This is a genomic window from Acinetobacter sp. YH12076 (assembly GCF_013419525.1).
Classification (GTDB): domain Bacteria; phylum Pseudomonadota; class Gammaproteobacteria; order Pseudomonadales; family Moraxellaceae; genus Acinetobacter; species Acinetobacter amyesii.
In genome coordinates this window covers 1-14,757 of the sequence record NZ_VOZY01000014.1, presented here as the reverse complement: position 1 = coordinate 14,757, position 14,757 = coordinate 1, and the positions used below count along the sequence as shown (strand labels likewise).

Genomic DNA, 14,757 nt, shown 5'->3' with positions numbered 1-14,757 from the left:
ATAAAAATTAAAACTTCATTACTTCCGACCCATAAGCCAGAACTTTATGAAAAATCAATTCGTCGCAGTGGCAGTCGGTATCGTCTGCCCCATACAAATCATGTATGCAGCAGGGATAGAAAACTCGGATCAATCTATCTCGGCCTTTCTTGAACCCGGAAATTATACTGAAGCCAGTTTCGCTTATGTTGATGCTCAAATTGACGGCAAAGTACAGAACCAAGCTTCAATTAGTGAACTAGGCGTAACTGATTTTTCTACAGGGAATCTCGCCCATCAACAATTTTCTGGGAAATTGGCACTCAAAATTCAAGCACATAAAAATATTTCTGCGGGAGTAATTTATGAGCAACCTTTTCATACTGATATCAGTTATCAATATAGTCCTCGCTTACCAGATAGCTCAAATATCGATATTGAAAGCGCCGATATTAACTTTAGAACGCATAACCTAACTGGGCTGGTAGGCTATCAACCTAATAAAAATTGGAATATTTATAGCGGTTTAAGCCTACAAACATTTAAGGCTGATTTAAAAATATCTGGGCAACAATATGCTGCTCTCAATGGCTACCATGCTGATTTTAAACAAGATGAAGCGCTTGGTTGGCTGCTCGGATTCAGTTATCAAATCCCTGAATACGCTATTAAAACTAGCATAACCTATCGTTCAAAAATCAAACATGAAAATAAGACCTCTGAATCAACTTTATATTCAAATGGTCCTTTTCAATTAGTACTTGACACCCATACCTCAATTCAAACGCCACAAAGCGTCAATTTTGATTTTCAAACAGCCATTAGCCCACACAATGTTGTATATGGCACAGTTCGGTGGATTAATTGGAAAGATTTCAACATTCAGCCACCGCAGTTTAATGCCGTGCTTCAATACGCAGCACTCGATCCACATTACCGTGATTTAGCTGATATCCAATTGGTGGAATATCAGAAAGATCAATGGTCAGGAAAGTTAGGGATTGCACATCAATTGAATCCGAGTTGGCTCGCTGCTGCAGAGTTTATTTGGGACAACGGGACAGGAAATGCGGCGTCTACCTTAAACCCAAGTGATGGCTATCGAGGTTTAGGTTTAGGTATGATGCATAAATTTAACCCGAACAATTTTCTAGCGACTGGCTTGTATTATATGAAACTATCAAAACCATCGAATACTGAAACATCTCATATTTCAGGTCTTGCAAGTGTCTCAGACAATGATGCCATGATCTATGGTCTGAAATTTGGTCACAGATTTTAAACGCTTTCTAAAAACAAAAAAAACGAGCCGAAGCTCGTTTTTTTTGTTTCAGTAAGAACTTACCAATGGTAGCTCACACCTACTTTACCTACTGGAAGCCATTCATATTTGTCATCTTGTTCGATACTACGTTCATGGTCAGCAAGTAATTCGCGGTCAGCAGCAGTACCACCAACAGCCGTTAATTTTGCAGTTGGGTTACCAGTGTAATAAGCACCTACTTCACCGAATACGCCCCAGTTTTTATTTAATTTTGGTGCAAAACCAAAACCTAGGTATGGTGCGATATCGTTATCGTAAGACACTTTACCGTTTAGGCGTTCGAAAGAAGTTTCTTTACCATCAATTTCGATTTCACCGCTTTTCGCTGTAGATTTCAAACCATATTCAGTGTCGATATAACCTACACCCGCAGCAACATAAAGACCTTGAGCCCATGGATTAGCACTTGCACCCCAAGGACGAACTTCTGCATTTAAGTAACCAACTTTGTTATCCATATCCATGTCGTATTTTACGCCATCGACAGATAAATCATCAGACCATGAAATATCACCACCGTTATAACCTAATGCAAGGCCGACGTATGGGTTCGCAGTCCAAAGTAACGCACCACCATAACCAGTCGTACCCACTTCTAGACGAGCGCCAGTTGGGATAAGTTGGTTTTGATCAAATGCATAGCCATCATGAACTACAGAGGTATCTGCCATTGCAGTACCTGCAGCAGTAAGTAGAGCAGCTACTGTTAATAAACGTAATGATTTCATGTGTTTCTCCTCAAAATAAACTTTTATTCAGATTTTACAGACTTGTTATATGGCACATGTTAAAAGGAAACACAGCTCAACATTTATGCAAATTTACTGATTTTTTGTTAACTTTTGATACATTTAGATTTTAATATTGATTAATAAAGATTTTTTGTTTCATTTTTTTAAATATAATAATGATGTTAAGGAACAATTCTGTATATTTTGCGTATTTTTTATACAAACCTTATGAAAATGCTAAATTCATCACTCTTAATTTCTTGGTTTTAGTACTTGCTTAATAATTAATTCCGATCCTAGGCCGATTTACCATCTATTTTTAACTCGATTTAGTGTAAAATCTTGGAAAATTTTTTTCTGGATGGAAGAACATGTCTCAGCTTTCAACAATCATTGAACAAGCGTTTGAAGACCGTGCTAATTTCACTGCAGCTGACTGTCCTGCTGAAGTACGTACAGCAGTAGAAGAAGTGATCGCTGGCCTAGATAACGGTACATTACGTGTTGCTGAAAAAATTGATGGTGAATGGATTGTTCATCAATGGGTGAAAAAAGCCGTTTTGCTTTCATTCAAATTGAACGACAACAAACCAATGGAAGCTTGTGACTTACGCTTCTATGACAAAGTTGACACTAAGTTCTCTGACTGGACTGAAGAACAATTTAAAGCTGCTGGTGTACGTGTAGTACCACCTGCTGTAGCACGTAAAGGTTCTTTCCAAGCAAAAAATGTTGTATTGATGCCTTCATATGTCAATATTGGTGCATATGTTGACGAAGGTACAATGGTTGATACATGGGCAACTGTTGGTTCATGTGCTCAAATTGGTAAAAATGTTCACTTATCTGGTGGCGTTGGTATTGGTGGCGTTCTTGAACCACTTCAAGCGAATCCAACAATTATTGAAGATAACTGCTTCATCGGTGCACGTTCTGAAATCGTTGAAGGCGTAATCGTAGAAGAAGGTTCTGTGATTTCAATGGGTGTATTCATTGGTCAATCGACTAAGATTTATGACCGTGAAACTGGCGAAATCCATTACGGCCGTGTTCCTGCTGGTTCTGTTGTGGTTTCTGGTAGCTTGCCGTCTAAATGCGGTAAATACAGCCTCTACGCTGCAGTAATCGTGAAAAAAGTTGACGCGAAAACTCGTGCGAAAACAAGCTTGAACGAATTATTACGCGAAGACTAAGTCTTTATTTCAGCGGAGCATTCGTGTTCCGTGGAGCTTCTATCGCTCCTCGTCTCTACGGTTAGCAATAATCGTAGAGATTTTTTGTTTTTTTATATCTGGTTAATTTTGTTATGAGTACCCTTCGATCTTCCGCTATTCCTGTTTCTGATCCGTCTGCGGGTTTACGTATTACGGAGATTTTTTATTCATTGCAAGGTGAAGCCAATACCGCAGGTTTGCCTACGGTCTTTATCCGCTTAACAGGCTGTCCTTTACGTTGCACTTATTGTGATACAACCTATTCGTTTGAAGGCGGTGAACGCCAATCATTAGAAGAAATTATTCAAACTACTTTAGATTTTAAAACCCCTTATATTTGCGTGACGGGTGGTGAGCCGCTTGCTCAACCGAACGCCCTTCCCCTCATGACTCGTCTGGCCGATTTAGGCTGCGAAGTCTCATTAGAAACCAGCGGTGCTTTAGATGTCTCTAAAGTTGATCCGCGTGTTTCTAAAGTTATGGATTTAAAAACCCCAACTTCGGGTGAAGTTGCACGAAATTTGCTTAGCAACTTCGATCATCTAACTCAACACGACCAAATCAAATTTGTGATTTGTAACCGTGAAGACTATGAATGGTCAAAACAGCAAGTTGAGCGCTATAAGCTAAACGAAAAAGTTAGCACCATTTGGTTCTCCCCTGCATTCGCAGTAGAAAAAGGTGCGGTTCGTTTACCTCAACTTGCACGTGATTTAGCACAATGGATTTTAGAAGACCATCTCCCTGTTCGCTTCCAATTGCAATTACATAAGTTGCTTTGGAACGATGAAACTGGTCGTTAAGTTTTAAAGAATTATTTGGAGTAATGCATATGCGCCCTCGTGCCATAGTTTTATTGTCTGGCGGCTTAGACTCAACCACTTGTTTAGCTTGGGCTCAAGCACGTTATGAATGTATTGCCTTGAGTTTTATGTATGGTCAACGTTCTACGACAGAACTAGATGCTGCTCGTGAGTTAACTAAGCAGGCTGGTGTAGAACATCGTGTTATTAATATCGATTTAGGTAACTTAGGTGGCTCTGCGTTAACTGACCATAGCATTGAAGTTCCTGATCATGAACAAGCCGGTATTCCTGTAACTTATGTACCAGCGCGTAACACGATTTTCTTGTCATATGCTTTAGCTGCGGCGGAAGTTTTTGGTGCAGAAGCGATTGTCATTGGTATTAATGCAGTTGATTACTCAGGCTATCCAGACTGTCGTCCAGAGTTTATCGAAGCATTTGCCAACATGGCTCGCCTTGCAACAAAGGTTGGCGTTGAAGGAAAACCACTTAAATTTGAAACACCTCTGTTACATTTATCCAAAGCAAATATCATTCGCTTAGGTATAGAACATGGCGTAGACTACAGTCAAACGGTGTCTTGCTATCAAGCAGATGACCAAGGTCGTGCTTGCGGTAAATGCGATAGCTGCCGTCTTCGTAAACAAGGTTTCGTTGACGCAGGTGTTGAAGATCCGACACGTTACATACCGAAATAACAAGGTAGGGTTTATGAAAAATTTAAAATCAAACATTATTCTTTCTGCTGCTTTCTCTGCAGCTGCGTTGTTTGCTTCAGTTGCACACGCTGACAACGACAAGCTTCAACAAGCATATAAGAGCACTAACGTAAAATCTTCGTTAATTAATGTTTGTAAAGAAGAAACTGGCAAAGGTAAAAAACTAACTGCCGCTGAAGTTAGCAAATACTGTACTTGTGCTGTTGAAGCAGATGGTCGTTTAACCAATGCTCAAAAATGGGAAATCCAAAGCACAATCAACCAGAAGAAAAGCCCTGCAACACTCGCTTTTGTTCAAAAACAAAATAAAGACCTTCAAGCATGTTTCGGTCCTCAGTTAACAGGTAAATTAAAAAATTTAACTGAAGAAGCAATGAAATCTGCTCAAGCGAAAAAATAATTTTCGTCTTAAAAAAGCCTGCAAATGCAGGCTTTTTTATTGCTTTAAGTTCAAAGTAAATTCTGTATGATGGTCATATTTCACATACTTTGTTTAAGCCCCTTTAGGGATAAGACACGAAAAAGGAAATCTTCATGACTGAAATTAGCTTACCAAATCAAACCTTTCCAACTACCTCAGGTGAAGTTAACCTTGCGGAACTTAACAATGACTGGCTGATTGTTTACTTCTACCCTAAAGATTCAACACCGGGATGTACGACGCAAGCCATTGGGTTTTCATGCTTAAAAAATCAGTTTGATGCGCTTAATACACCAATCTACGGCATTTCTCGTGACTCGGTTAAAGCCCATCAAAACTTCACTGAAAAGCAAAATCTAAGCATTGATTTAATCAGTGATAAAGAAGAAGTGCTATGTCAGCATTTTGATGTAATTAAAGAAAAAAATATGTATGGCAAAAAGGTTATGGGCATCGAACGCTCAACCTTTATTTTCCATCATGGCAAACTGGTAAAAGAATATCGTAAAGTCAAAGCCGCAGGCCATGCAGAACAAGTCCTAGAAGATTTAAAAGCATTACAAGCAGCATAACAGTAATGATTTGAGCCTGCTCCTATAGGATTGGGCTCAAATTTAATGAGGACATCTAACTAGAGCAATAATGAAATTGCAATTCCCCACATTACAACGCCAATAATAAAGTCTAAAACCTTCCATGCCTTTGCACTTTGGAAGAGCGGTAATAAATAGCGCGCACCAAATCCAAGGACAAAGAAAAACACCCATGAAGCTGTAATTGCCCCAATCGCAAAATATACGGCTGTCGATTCAAACTTCGTTGAAATAGACCCAATCAGCACAACCGTATCGAGATATACATGTGGATTTAACCACGTTAAAGCCAAGCAAATCAGCACCAACTTCAATAGTTTGGTTTCATTCTTCTCACTGGGCGCTAAACTGCTCGAAGTTTTAAAGGCTTGCAGAAAATGCTGTGCCCCATAAACTGTTAAAAACGTTGCGCCTAAATATTTCGCTCCACTCACAATTTCCGGATGACTTTCAACCAATTGGGAGAATCCGAGCACTCCCAATAAGATGAGTATCGAATCAGAAGCTGCGCAAATAGCACAAAGCCAAAAGACATACTGCTTTTTTAACCCCTGCTTGAGAATAAACGCATTTTGCGCACCAATCGCGATAATTAGGCTAAATCCAATTGCGAGCCCTTGCATATAACTGTGCAACATTTTTTAACTACACTTTCAAAGCATTAAATGAATGTTGCTATTATCGAAGCTTATTGTTAAAAATAAGTATTTATAAATAAATATCATTATAACTAAGTTTTTCTTAGTTTATAAAATTTCTAATGCTCATAGGTGACTCATGTTACAAAGCAAACATAGTGAAGCTTTTCTTGCAGTAGCTGAAACAGGAAGCTTTGAACAAGCGGCACTGCGTTTAAACATTACGGCATCTGCGGTCACGCTCAGGCTGCAAACCTTAGAAAAGAAATTAGGTCATGTGCTAATTGTACGTGAACGGCCCTGCCGCCCAACACTCGCAGGCCAATCTTTATTGCATTATCTACAACACAGCAAATTACTAGAACATAATTTTCTGCAAAATCTAACAGGACAAACGGCGAATGCTTTCTATCAAGTCAATATTGCAACCAATGCTGACTCACTTGCGACATGGTTGCTTCCGCTACTCAAAAATCTCTTAATTGAAGAAAAAATCGTGATTCATTTTCAGGTCGATGATCAGTCACAAACACATCATTTATTAGAAGCAGGACTGGTCAATGCCTGTGTCACAACAGAATCAGAAGCTATGAAAGGCTGCGTCGCAGAATATCTGGGAGAAATGCATTATCGCTTTGTAGCAACCCCTGATTTTATCCAAAGATGGTTCGGTAAAGGCGTGACGCGAAATGCCTTAAGGGCTGCGCCTGCACTGATTTTTAATGAGAAGGATGACCTGCATACGCAATCGATTCAGAAAAATTTCGGGCTCAATCCTTCACAATATCCGCATCATTTCATTCCCTCTTCAACTGCATTTTTTGATGCCATTACGATGGGCTTGGGCTATGGATGGTTACCCGACTATCAAAGCAAAGACTTATTAGCAGCGGGAAAATTGATAGAGCTTTCAACAGAACTCAGTATTGATTTAGCCTTGTATTGGCATCATTGGAACCAACAATCAATTCAATTACAGAAAATAACTGCTGTTATGCTACAACACGCCAAAGATCATATGTGTTAAAGCCAGCAAAATAGGGTTATTCAATCCGCCATTGGCCTTTGAGTTGTATTAATACTTGCTCCCCTACACCACCAAGTGCTTTACGCATACCAAAATCACTACGTTTAATGGTTGCTAAAGATTGAACATCCAACACTTTTGGATTTTGCGGGCTTGGGGTGAGTGTGGTATCGAAGATCACAGGCTTAGTGATGCCACGAATGGTGAGATCCCCTCGAATCATATACTTGGCATAAGCCACGGGTTCGATTTGTTTACTGAAAAACTTCACGTGCTTAAATTCAGCAGCATCAAAATATTCGCTCCCCAAGATTAATCCTTTCAAGCTTGGGTTACTAAAACTGATGCTATCCACATCTAACACTAAATGCGCTGAACCTTTATGCGGAACTTCAGGATCAAACTTAAGATTCGACTGAACCTTATTAAAGCGTCCTTCAACAATAGATAAGCCCACAGATTTAATGCCAAATGTGACCTGACTATTAGGCGTTAGCGTCCATTCAGCAGCATGTACGGGCAATACGCAGCATAAAGCGAAGGCTCCCATATATTTTGCTAACGTTCCCTGACGCAAATTCATGTTTTTCTCCTGAATAAAACACAGCCTAAAATCACTACAATTTTTATTTTTTTACTCCATTGTGGTGCTAGAAATTTAGCGTTTTTTATAGCAGATTTGTTTTATCCTGAGTCATAAATTTGTGTTGAAGTTGTTTATAAATGTCTGTCTGTTGAAATTTTTGCAAAAAATCGACGGTACCTTGAGGAAAGGCATCTCGTTCAATTTCACCACGAAAATACGCTTCACGTACTGGTGTCGCAGAAATCGCCCCTTCTAGACTATCCAGCTCAACCATTTCCCACTCGGGGAAGAATTTTAAATAATAAGAAGAATCATCTTTAAAATGCCCGATTAAACCGACTTTTGCATTCGTTTCAACTACATCATCTACCAAAGATTTGACTAACTTTTGCCATTTTTCATCGTTATATACATCTATCACATGCACAAACTTGATTCGCTTCTGATCTTGCTCTGAAAAATTCGACAGGATCATCTGCTCACGTTCTACGGCCAAAAATGGATTTTTGATATTACGTTCATTTTGCGCCGAACCCAGTGCTAAAAGCACATATTGACTTTGTTGTAAGGCAATCTTAATGGTTTGCAAATGCGCTAAATGGAACGGTTGAAAACGCCCAATGAAAACCAAATAATCAAATGTATATTTCATATCAAATCAAACTTTTTATGAACTGAGCAGTTGTGCCACAGGCTGAAATATGCGACATAATGTCGAGCATAAAATCAAAACGAAACTTTTACGCAAGGATAGTACGATGACACTGAGCTGTATTCAACAACCCCATGAACATTTGAATGCGAATTTGGACAATGGCGTACTGACCTTAGCCATTAACCGACCTCAGGCGAAGAACGCGCTGTATACAGAATTATATCTGTGGATTGCAAAAGCATTAGATGAAGCTGATCAAGATACTTCAGTGCGTGTAGTTGTACTCCGTGGTCAAGATGCTGACTTCAGTGCGGGCAATGACATGCAAGATTTTATGAAATCTGCTGCTCAAAAAGGGCAAGCTCCAGCTTCTGAAGGCGCACCTTTTATTTTGTTAAAATCTGCTGCTCAATTTTCTAAGCCGCTGATCGCTGCGGTTCGCGGTGTTGCCATTGGGATTGGTGTTACGATTCTGCTTCATTGCGATCTTGTCTACAGCGACAATACTGCCCTATTCCAAATTCCGTTTGTGAGCCTTGGTCTATCGCCTGAAGGTGCATCGAGCAAGCTATTGGTTCAACAAGCCGGCTACCATAAAGCGGCGGAATTACTGTTAACTGCTCAGAAGTTTGATAGTGCGACAGCGCTTTCAGCAAATTTGGTCAATAGCATTGAAGAAGATGCTTATGCGACAGCTGCGAAAAAAGCAGCACAGTTATCTGCACTTCCACTAGCATCTTTGGTTCAATCAAAAGCATTAATGAAACATAATGTAGATGAAATCGTGGCATGGATTGACCATGAAGCTGAAATTTTCATGGATCGAGTAGGCTCTCCAGAAATGATGGAAGCTGTTGCCGCCTTTATGCAAAAACGCAAACCTGACTTCTCTCAGTTCAATTAATGTTTTAATGGAACTAAAAAACCACTCATATTTGGGTGGTTTTTTTCATCTCAGCCCCAATCTATTTTCTAAATTAAAAAACTGGATGTTTCCACATGACTGCAGTATCACAAACTGAAACTAAACCTGAAAAGAAACGCTACTACGAGCCTGCGCCTGAAGGCATCGATATCGAGAATTTTAAAAAAGTTGTACAAAGCCGTCGTTCTGTACGTAAGTTTACCGACAAGGCCATTCCAAACGACGTTTTAGATGAATGCTTAGACCTCGCCTTACTTGCACCGAATTCATCGAATTTACAACCGTGGACATTCTATGTAGTTCAGAACCCTGCAAAGAAAAAACAATTGGTGAAAGCTTGCTTAGGGCAACTAGCTGCAAAAACTGCTGCTGAATTGATTGTCTGTGTCGCGCGTACCGACCGTGTAGATGAAATGGCAAAACGGAATATTTCGGAATTTCCATTTCCTGAAGCACCTGCATCGGTACAGAAGTATTACAAGTTTATTCCTTATAACTATAAAACTGGTTACTTCAACGCCCTAGGTAACTTTAAGAAAGTTGCTTTCAAAGTTGCACGTACACTGGATAAACAATTGCCTGTAACAGCTTTTAATGAAGCAGATGCAAAACTTTGGGCGAGCAAAACCACAGCATTGGCTTGTGAAAACTTAGTTTTGGCTTTACGTGCCTATGGTTTTGACAGTTGTATGATGGAAGGTTTTGATGAACCTTTGGTGAAGAAGATTTTAGGATTAAATACTCAGCAATACCCAGTGATGGTGATTGGTGCAGGTGAACGTGCTAAAGATGGTGTGTTCTTCCCGCAGTATCGTTTTGATCGTGAGCTGTTTATTCAGAAAATATAATTTGCTTTCAAAAGAATAATCACAACCACAATTAGCTACGTGACTTTAGTGTATAACGCGTAGGTATTACGTTACTTTGAAGGATCAAAGTAACCAAAATCCCTTGTTAGACAGAAGATTCATCCTTGAATCTCTGTCTAACGGGTGACATCCATGTCACCCTTCGTGTATCTACTTTTTTCTATAACTTAAAAATTTAAAAGCATCATTAAAATTGAATATCCACCATTTGAATAAACTCAAATGCCGGCTCTTCATAAGGATGACTTGCTTTTAAAGCCCTCGCTACCGCACTTGCCTTTTCTTCAGGCACGATGGTTTCCACTCGCCATTCAGGGATAGACTCTAGCTGCTCCAACTCACCAATAAATGGATTTGCACCTTTTACAGGTTTAAATTGCCCCTTCCCTAAAACTTGCCAAGCACAGTGTTCATAGTTTCCTATACCACCTGCTCCTGCTTCAAATACGGCCAGTTTAGTCGACTCTAGGTGAGACTCAGGTACATAATAAATCAGTTTTAACATTGGCTATTCCAGACGCTATTGTGCAGTTACATTATTTAAAGCACTGTAAATCATTTTCAATGCAACATTATTCGATGCATTCGGATAGGTTGCATATAAACCTAGTTTCGGTAATTCCACATCTGTTTGAATGACTTTGACCGAATCATTTAAAAATTTGAGTAAATATTCGGGCACAAAACTCAGGCCCATGCCCATATTAATCAAATTTAAATGCTGCATGACATTTGTTACCCACAGCATATGATCATGTTGATGCTGATCAAAAGGAATCAAGGCATTTAAGGTATCGTAAAACACAGGAGAAGCATTTTGCTCACACATAATAATGGTGTGATTTTTTAATTCTTGAAGTTTTAAGATTCGATCTGATGGATGCAGATGCGCTGCACCGACTAGATAGATCTGCTCACTTAAAACCTGAATATTGGTAAAGTCGTCATGACTTAAGTGATAACGAGTAAAGCTAATATCCAATTCAGTATTTTTTAGTTTTTGAATCTGCTCTGTACACGTCAAACTATGTAAATGAATTTTCAAATCAGGGATATGTTGTTTTAATTGCGCCAAAATACTCGGCATAATTTTCAATTCTGCGACATTTAAAAAGCCAATATGTATTTGATTATTTTTGGCTTGCGCCACGTGGCGAGCTGCAGCTACAGCTTGTTTGGCATTTTCAAGTGCTTGCTCTGCATATTTCAGAAAAGCCTGCCCTTCGTCGGTCAGTAAGACTTTTCGGGCAGAACGTTCAAATAATTGCACCCCAACCTCTTGCTCTAAATCTTTAATTTGCTGACTGAGCGATGGTTGTGCTGTAAATAGTTTTTCCGCTGCCTTGGTAAAGCTCCGTTCTTTCGCCACCGTCACAAAATAACGTAAATGTCGTAATTCCATTCGCTTCACTCCACACACTCACTACATCACCTGTGTCATGCAGTCAAAATACCAATAGATCTATAGTTTATATGAATATCCATTCTACTCGGAAAATCATTTGCCTAGACTGCGGACTATTCCAAGTTTGCGCTTCACATACACATGGAGTTTTGTATGACACAGCAATTCGATACCGATGTTCTGATTATTGGCACAGGGCCTGCAGGTTCTACTTTAGGTTTGGCCTTGGCAAATTACGGCATACAGGTTCAGCTTTTTACCCAATTTAATTGGTTAGCCAATAGTCCGCGTGCCCATATTACCAACCAACGTGCGATGGAAGTGTTACGTGACTTAGGTATCGAAGAACAAGTTCTCGACATTGCCACACCTTGGGAACAAATGGGTGAAAGCCTCATTACCACGAGCCTTGTCGGTGAAGAAATTGCCCGCATGAGTGCTTGGGGAACCGGTGATGAACGTCATGGCGATTATATTAAAGGCAGTCCTTGTCCATTGGTCGATCTCATTCAGCCGAAAATGGAAGCTTTGTTGGTAAAAAATGCGGCTGAACGTGGTGCAATTTATAATTTTAATACTGAATATTTGTCCCATGTGCAAGATGAGCATGGTGTAACAGCAACCTTTTTAAATCGTATTACAAATACTGAATTCAGCTTACGTGCCAAATATTTGGTCGGTATGGATGGGGCAAAATCTAAAGTCCTTGAACAGCTTGATTTACCCCTTGAAGGGGTGATGTCTCGTGCAGGTACAGTCTATGTAACCTTTAAAGCTGATCTTTCCAAATACGTGCAACACCGCCCTGCTATTTTGCAATGGATTGTTAACCCTGAAGCGAGCTTTGGTGATTTGGGCATGGGCTTACTCCGTGCCATTACACCGTGGAATGAATGGATTATGGGTTGGGGCTTTGATATTTCTAAAGGCGAACCACAAGTCACCGAAGAACAAGTTCGTGCGCGTTTAAATGCCTTTGTGGGTGCTAAAGTTGAAAATGTCGAAATTCAAAAACTGTCTTATTGGTATGTGAACCAAACATGGGCAACTGAATATTCAAAAGGTCGTGTATTCTGCGGCGGTGATGCTGTGCATCGTCATCCACCATCAAGTGGCTTAGGTTCAAATACCTGTATGCAAGATGCCTTTAACCTCGGTTGGAAATTGGCGTATGTAATTAAAGGTTGGGCTGCTCCTGCTCTACTTGATTCTTATACATTAGAGCGTGCGCCTGTGGGCAAGCAAATCGTGGCGCGTGCCAATCAATCTCGCTTTGACTATAAACATCTCAAAGAGGTATTTGGTTTTGACCAAGGCATCACAACTCAAGCTCAAATGATGCAACGTATTTTTGCGGAAGATGAACAAGCTGCAGAAATTCGTCAAAAGCTATATCAAGCCTTAGAAATTAAAAACTTTGAGTTTAATGCCCAAGGTGTAGAGTTGAATCAGCGCTATACATCCAATGCCATGATTGCTGAATCTGAACCTGAGATCTTTGCCAAAGATCAACAGCTTTACTTGCAAGCAACCACGCGTCCGGGGGCTAAAGTTCCACATACTTGGATTATTGATGCCAAAGGCGATAAGCAATCAACTTTAGATATTACAGGGCATGGTCGTTTCACCCTACTGACAGGTCTTTCAGGCAAAGGTTGGAAAACTGCTGCCGGATCGTTGAATCTGCCTTATTTAGATGTGATTCAAATTGGTTCCCGTGAATACCGTGATGTGTACGGTACGTGGAATGCTAAATCTGAAATTCATGAATCAGGCGCTGTCTTAGTTCGTCCAGATGGTTATGTGGCTTGGCGATACCAAGACAGTACCAATGCTGCTTTTGATTATGAAAATACGTTAAAGGCTGTGTTAAAACAGATTCAGTTAATGATTTAAATAGAATCATTAACAGTCAATCATCAAATCAAATTTTAATATTTGATTACGGAACCTACGACATGGATGTCGCCCGTTAGACTCTGTCGGACTAAATGTTGAGTTGGTATTGTCTCTAAATTTACCACGTACAGTGCTCAAAATTGCCTACCTCTGACACCTGCTTCAAATACGGCAAGTTTGGTAGATTCAAGATGCTATTCAGGTATGAAGTAGATAAGCTTGAGCATTGCATTTGATATATGAAAATTTACCTAATGCTAAGTTATATTAAACCCATTAAGAATATATAAAGATTAACAATGACTAAAACCTTTGAACAACAATGGAATGATCACTTTCCAAATAAAGTTCCAATTCCATACGTATTTAAATTTTATTTTTCAGAATATTGGTTCCGTATACACAGTTTGCCAAAGTCTAAACAATATGCAGACACAACAGAAGAAGTGCTACTTTTATTAGATCATCAAAATCAGATCATTACAGATTGCTTAGGCTTAGATACCTCGGTTTACCTTGTGACTGGTAATTATATTACGCCACATTATTCTCAGCCAGAGCCAAATTATTTCCACCCTGAGTATGATAGAAGAAAAATCATTTCCTACAATTTCATAGAATCTCCTTCTATAAATCTACATCAGATAGATCCTGATTACTCTGATGATGGTGATAAAAATGATGACTGTTTTTTACCTTTATACACTCAAGTAATATGGCGGCCTAAAAAACATGATGATTTATTATTAAAAATTGCAAATGAAGAAATTGAAGCCTTTCTCATTTCATTTGATAAAAAAATTATTGTTGCACCTTATGATGGTGGTATTGATTTTATTAAGCCTCTTTCATAAATCAAAAAACGAACAGTCTCTTGCTGATTATTTGTACCGAAGAATTTTAAATATTCATGCATAATCTGCGGATGAAATATATCGATTCAAAGAAGCTTTCTGAAACACAGTT

17 protein-coding genes are annotated in these 14,757 nt (G+C 39.4%); 11 read left to right on the top strand and 6 right to left on the bottom strand.

Going from position 1 to position 14,757, the window contains the following annotated elements; genetic code table 11:
- Nucleotides 1-46: 46 nt before the first annotated feature.
- A complete protein-coding gene (locus FTU22_RS13600; RefSeq protein ID WP_257225945.1) occupies nt 47-1,261 on the top strand; it encodes an OmpP1/FadL family transporter in 1,215 nt (404 codons plus the stop codon).
- Between the two features lie 59 nt (nt 1,262-1,320).
- Here the strand turns inward: FTU22_RS13600 and carO are convergent, their stop codons facing one another.
- Nucleotides 1,321-2,031 carry an ornithine uptake porin CarO gene (gene carO / locus FTU22_RS13595; protein ID WP_180023341.1) on the bottom strand — a complete coding sequence of 237 codons (711 nt, stop codon included), beginning with the start codon at nt 2,029-2,031 and terminating at the stop codon, nt 1,321-1,323.
- Nucleotides 2,032-2,405: 374 nt separating this feature from the next.
- Between carO and dapD the strand changes: the two genes are divergently transcribed.
- The 5 genes from dapD to FTU22_RS13570 all read left to right on the top strand — a co-directional run bounded on the left by dapD (nt 2,406) and on the right by FTU22_RS13570 (nt 5,766).
- The gene (dapD, locus tag FTU22_RS13590; RefSeq protein ID WP_078192022.1) at nt 2,406-3,227 is read left to right on the top strand and encodes a 2,3,4,5-tetrahydropyridine-2,6-dicarboxylate N-succinyltransferase; all 822 of its coding nucleotides are present in this window, start codon (nt 2,406-2,408) and stop codon (nt 3,225-3,227) included.
- Nucleotides 3,228-3,340: 113 nt separating this feature from the next.
- On the top strand, nt 3,341-4,051 hold the full coding sequence (queE, locus tag FTU22_RS13585) for a 7-carboxy-7-deazaguanine synthase QueE (protein WP_180023340.1): 711 nt from the start codon (nt 3,341-3,343) through the stop codon (nt 4,049-4,051).
- Between the two features lie 29 nt (nt 4,052-4,080).
- Nucleotides 4,081-4,752 (top strand): 7-cyano-7-deazaguanine synthase QueC, encoded by a 672-nt coding sequence (queC, locus tag FTU22_RS13580; RefSeq protein WP_078190349.1) that lies wholly within the window; start codon nt 4,081-4,083, stop codon nt 4,750-4,752.
- A gap of 13 nt (nt 4,753-4,765) precedes the next feature.
- Complete coding sequence (locus FTU22_RS13575; protein ID WP_078192024.1) at nt 4,766-5,173, top strand: hypothetical protein; 408 nt, start codon at nt 4,766-4,768, stop codon at nt 5,171-5,173.
- A gap of 134 nt (nt 5,174-5,307) precedes the next feature.
- Nucleotides 5,308-5,766: a peroxiredoxin gene (locus FTU22_RS13570; protein ID WP_180094965.1), complete on the top strand. Its 459-nt coding sequence runs from the start codon at nt 5,308-5,310 to the stop codon at nt 5,764-5,766.
- Between the two features lie 59 nt (nt 5,767-5,825).
- On the opposite strand, the gene FTU22_RS13565 is transcribed toward FTU22_RS13570, so the two are convergent.
- The gene (locus FTU22_RS13565) at nt 5,826-6,425 is read right to left on the bottom strand and encodes a LysE/ArgO family amino acid transporter (RefSeq protein WP_180034364.1); all 600 of its coding nucleotides are present in this window, start codon (nt 6,423-6,425) and stop codon (nt 5,826-5,828) included.
- 139 nt (nt 6,426-6,564) lie between these two features.
- Here FTU22_RS13565 and FTU22_RS13560 point away from each other — a divergent pair, with 139 nt between their 5' ends.
- A complete protein-coding gene (locus FTU22_RS13560) occupies nt 6,565-7,452 on the top strand; it encodes a LysR family transcriptional regulator ArgP (RefSeq protein ID WP_180094963.1) in 888 nt (295 codons plus the stop codon).
- A gap of 16 nt (nt 7,453-7,468) precedes the next feature.
- Here FTU22_RS13560 and FTU22_RS13555 read toward each other — a convergent pair whose 3' ends face one another.
- On the bottom strand, nt 7,469-8,035 hold the full coding sequence (locus FTU22_RS13555) for a YceI family protein (RefSeq protein WP_180094961.1): 567 nt from the start codon (nt 8,033-8,035) through the stop codon (nt 7,469-7,471).
- Between the two features lie 85 nt (nt 8,036-8,120).
- The gene (locus FTU22_RS13550; protein ID WP_180094959.1) at nt 8,121-8,690 is read right to left on the bottom strand and encodes a nicotinate-nicotinamide nucleotide adenylyltransferase; all 570 of its coding nucleotides are present in this window, start codon (nt 8,688-8,690) and stop codon (nt 8,121-8,123) included.
- 106 nt (nt 8,691-8,796) lie between these two features.
- Between FTU22_RS13550 and FTU22_RS13545 the strand changes: the two genes are divergently transcribed.
- Nucleotides 8,797-9,597, top strand: a complete 801-nt coding sequence (locus tag FTU22_RS13545; RefSeq protein ID WP_078192396.1) for an enoyl-CoA hydratase-related protein — start codon at nt 8,797-8,799, stop codon at nt 9,595-9,597.
- A gap of 95 nt (nt 9,598-9,692) precedes the next feature.
- The gene (locus FTU22_RS13540; protein ID WP_180094957.1) at nt 9,693-10,466 is read left to right on the top strand and encodes a nitroreductase family protein; all 774 of its coding nucleotides are present in this window, start codon (nt 9,693-9,695) and stop codon (nt 10,464-10,466) included.
- 208 nt (nt 10,467-10,674) lie between these two features.
- Here the strand turns inward: FTU22_RS13540 and FTU22_RS13535 are convergent, their stop codons facing one another.
- The gene (locus FTU22_RS13535; protein WP_180063429.1) at nt 10,675-10,992 is read right to left on the bottom strand and encodes an NGG1p interacting factor NIF3; all 318 of its coding nucleotides are present in this window, start codon (nt 10,990-10,992) and stop codon (nt 10,675-10,677) included.
- Between the two features lie 15 nt (nt 10,993-11,007).
- Nucleotides 11,008-11,889 (bottom strand): LysR family transcriptional regulator, encoded by an 882-nt coding sequence (locus FTU22_RS13530; protein ID WP_180094955.1) that lies wholly within the window; start codon nt 11,887-11,889, stop codon nt 11,008-11,010.
- 156 nt (nt 11,890-12,045) lie between these two features.
- Between FTU22_RS13530 and FTU22_RS13525 the strand changes: the two genes are divergently transcribed.
- Nucleotides 12,046-13,788, top strand: coding sequence for an FAD-dependent monooxygenase (locus FTU22_RS13525; protein ID WP_180094953.1), 1,743 nt, complete (start codon nt 12,046-12,048; stop codon nt 13,786-13,788).
- Between the two features lie 302 nt (nt 13,789-14,090).
- Nucleotides 14,091-14,645, top strand: coding sequence for a hypothetical protein (locus FTU22_RS13520; protein ID WP_180094951.1), 555 nt, complete (start codon nt 14,091-14,093; stop codon nt 14,643-14,645).
- Nucleotides 14,646-14,757 lie beyond the last annotated feature (112 nt).

Bases quoted from the DNA above. Each gene is read 5' to 3' on its own strand.
- FTU22_RS13555 (WP_180094961.1), bottom strand. From the start codon at position 8,035: ATGAATTTGCGTCAGGGAACGTTAGCAAAATATATGGGAGCCTTCGCT.
- FTU22_RS13565 (WP_180034364.1), bottom strand. From the start codon at position 6,425: ATGTTGCACAGTTATATGCAAGGGCTCGCAATTGGATTTAGCCTAATT.
- queC (WP_078190349.1), top strand. From the start codon at position 4,081: ATGCGCCCTCGTGCCATAGTTTTATTGTCTGGCGGCTTAGACTCAACC.
- FTU22_RS13550 (WP_180094959.1), bottom strand. From the start codon at position 8,690: ATGAAATATACATTTGATTATTTGGTTTTCATTGGGCGTTTTCAACCG.
- FTU22_RS13540 (WP_180094957.1), top strand. From the start codon at position 9,693: ATGACTGCAGTATCACAAACTGAAACTAAACCTGAAAAGAAACGCTAC.
- dapD (WP_078192022.1), top strand. From the start codon at position 2,406: ATGTCTCAGCTTTCAACAATCATTGAACAAGCGTTTGAAGACCGTGCT.
- FTU22_RS13530 (WP_180094955.1), bottom strand. From the start codon at position 11,889: ATGGAATTACGACATTTACGTTATTTTGTGACGGTGGCGAAAGAACGG.
- FTU22_RS13560 (WP_180094963.1), top strand. From the start codon at position 6,565: ATGTTACAAAGCAAACATAGTGAAGCTTTTCTTGCAGTAGCTGAAACA.
- FTU22_RS13545 (WP_078192396.1), top strand. From the start codon at position 8,797: ATGACACTGAGCTGTATTCAACAACCCCATGAACATTTGAATGCGAAT.
- FTU22_RS13525 (WP_180094953.1), top strand. From the start codon at position 12,046: ATGACACAGCAATTCGATACCGATGTTCTGATTATTGGCACAGGGCCT.
- FTU22_RS13535 (WP_180063429.1), bottom strand. From the start codon at position 10,992: ATGTTAAAACTGATTTATTATGTACCTGAGTCTCACCTAGAGTCGACT.
- FTU22_RS13600 (WP_257225945.1), top strand. From the start codon at position 47: ATGAAAAATCAATTCGTCGCAGTGGCAGTCGGTATCGTCTGCCCCATA.
- carO (WP_180023341.1), bottom strand. From the start codon at position 2,031: ATGAAATCATTACGTTTATTAACAGTAGCTGCTCTACTTACTGCTGCA.
- FTU22_RS13575 (WP_078192024.1), top strand. From the start codon at position 4,766: ATGAAAAATTTAAAATCAAACATTATTCTTTCTGCTGCTTTCTCTGCA.
- FTU22_RS13570 (WP_180094965.1), top strand. From the start codon at position 5,308: ATGACTGAAATTAGCTTACCAAATCAAACCTTTCCAACTACCTCAGGT.
- queE (WP_180023340.1), top strand. From the start codon at position 3,341: ATGAGTACCCTTCGATCTTCCGCTATTCCTGTTTCTGATCCGTCTGCG.
- FTU22_RS13520 (WP_180094951.1), top strand. From the start codon at position 14,091: ATGACTAAAACCTTTGAACAACAATGGAATGATCACTTTCCAAATAAA.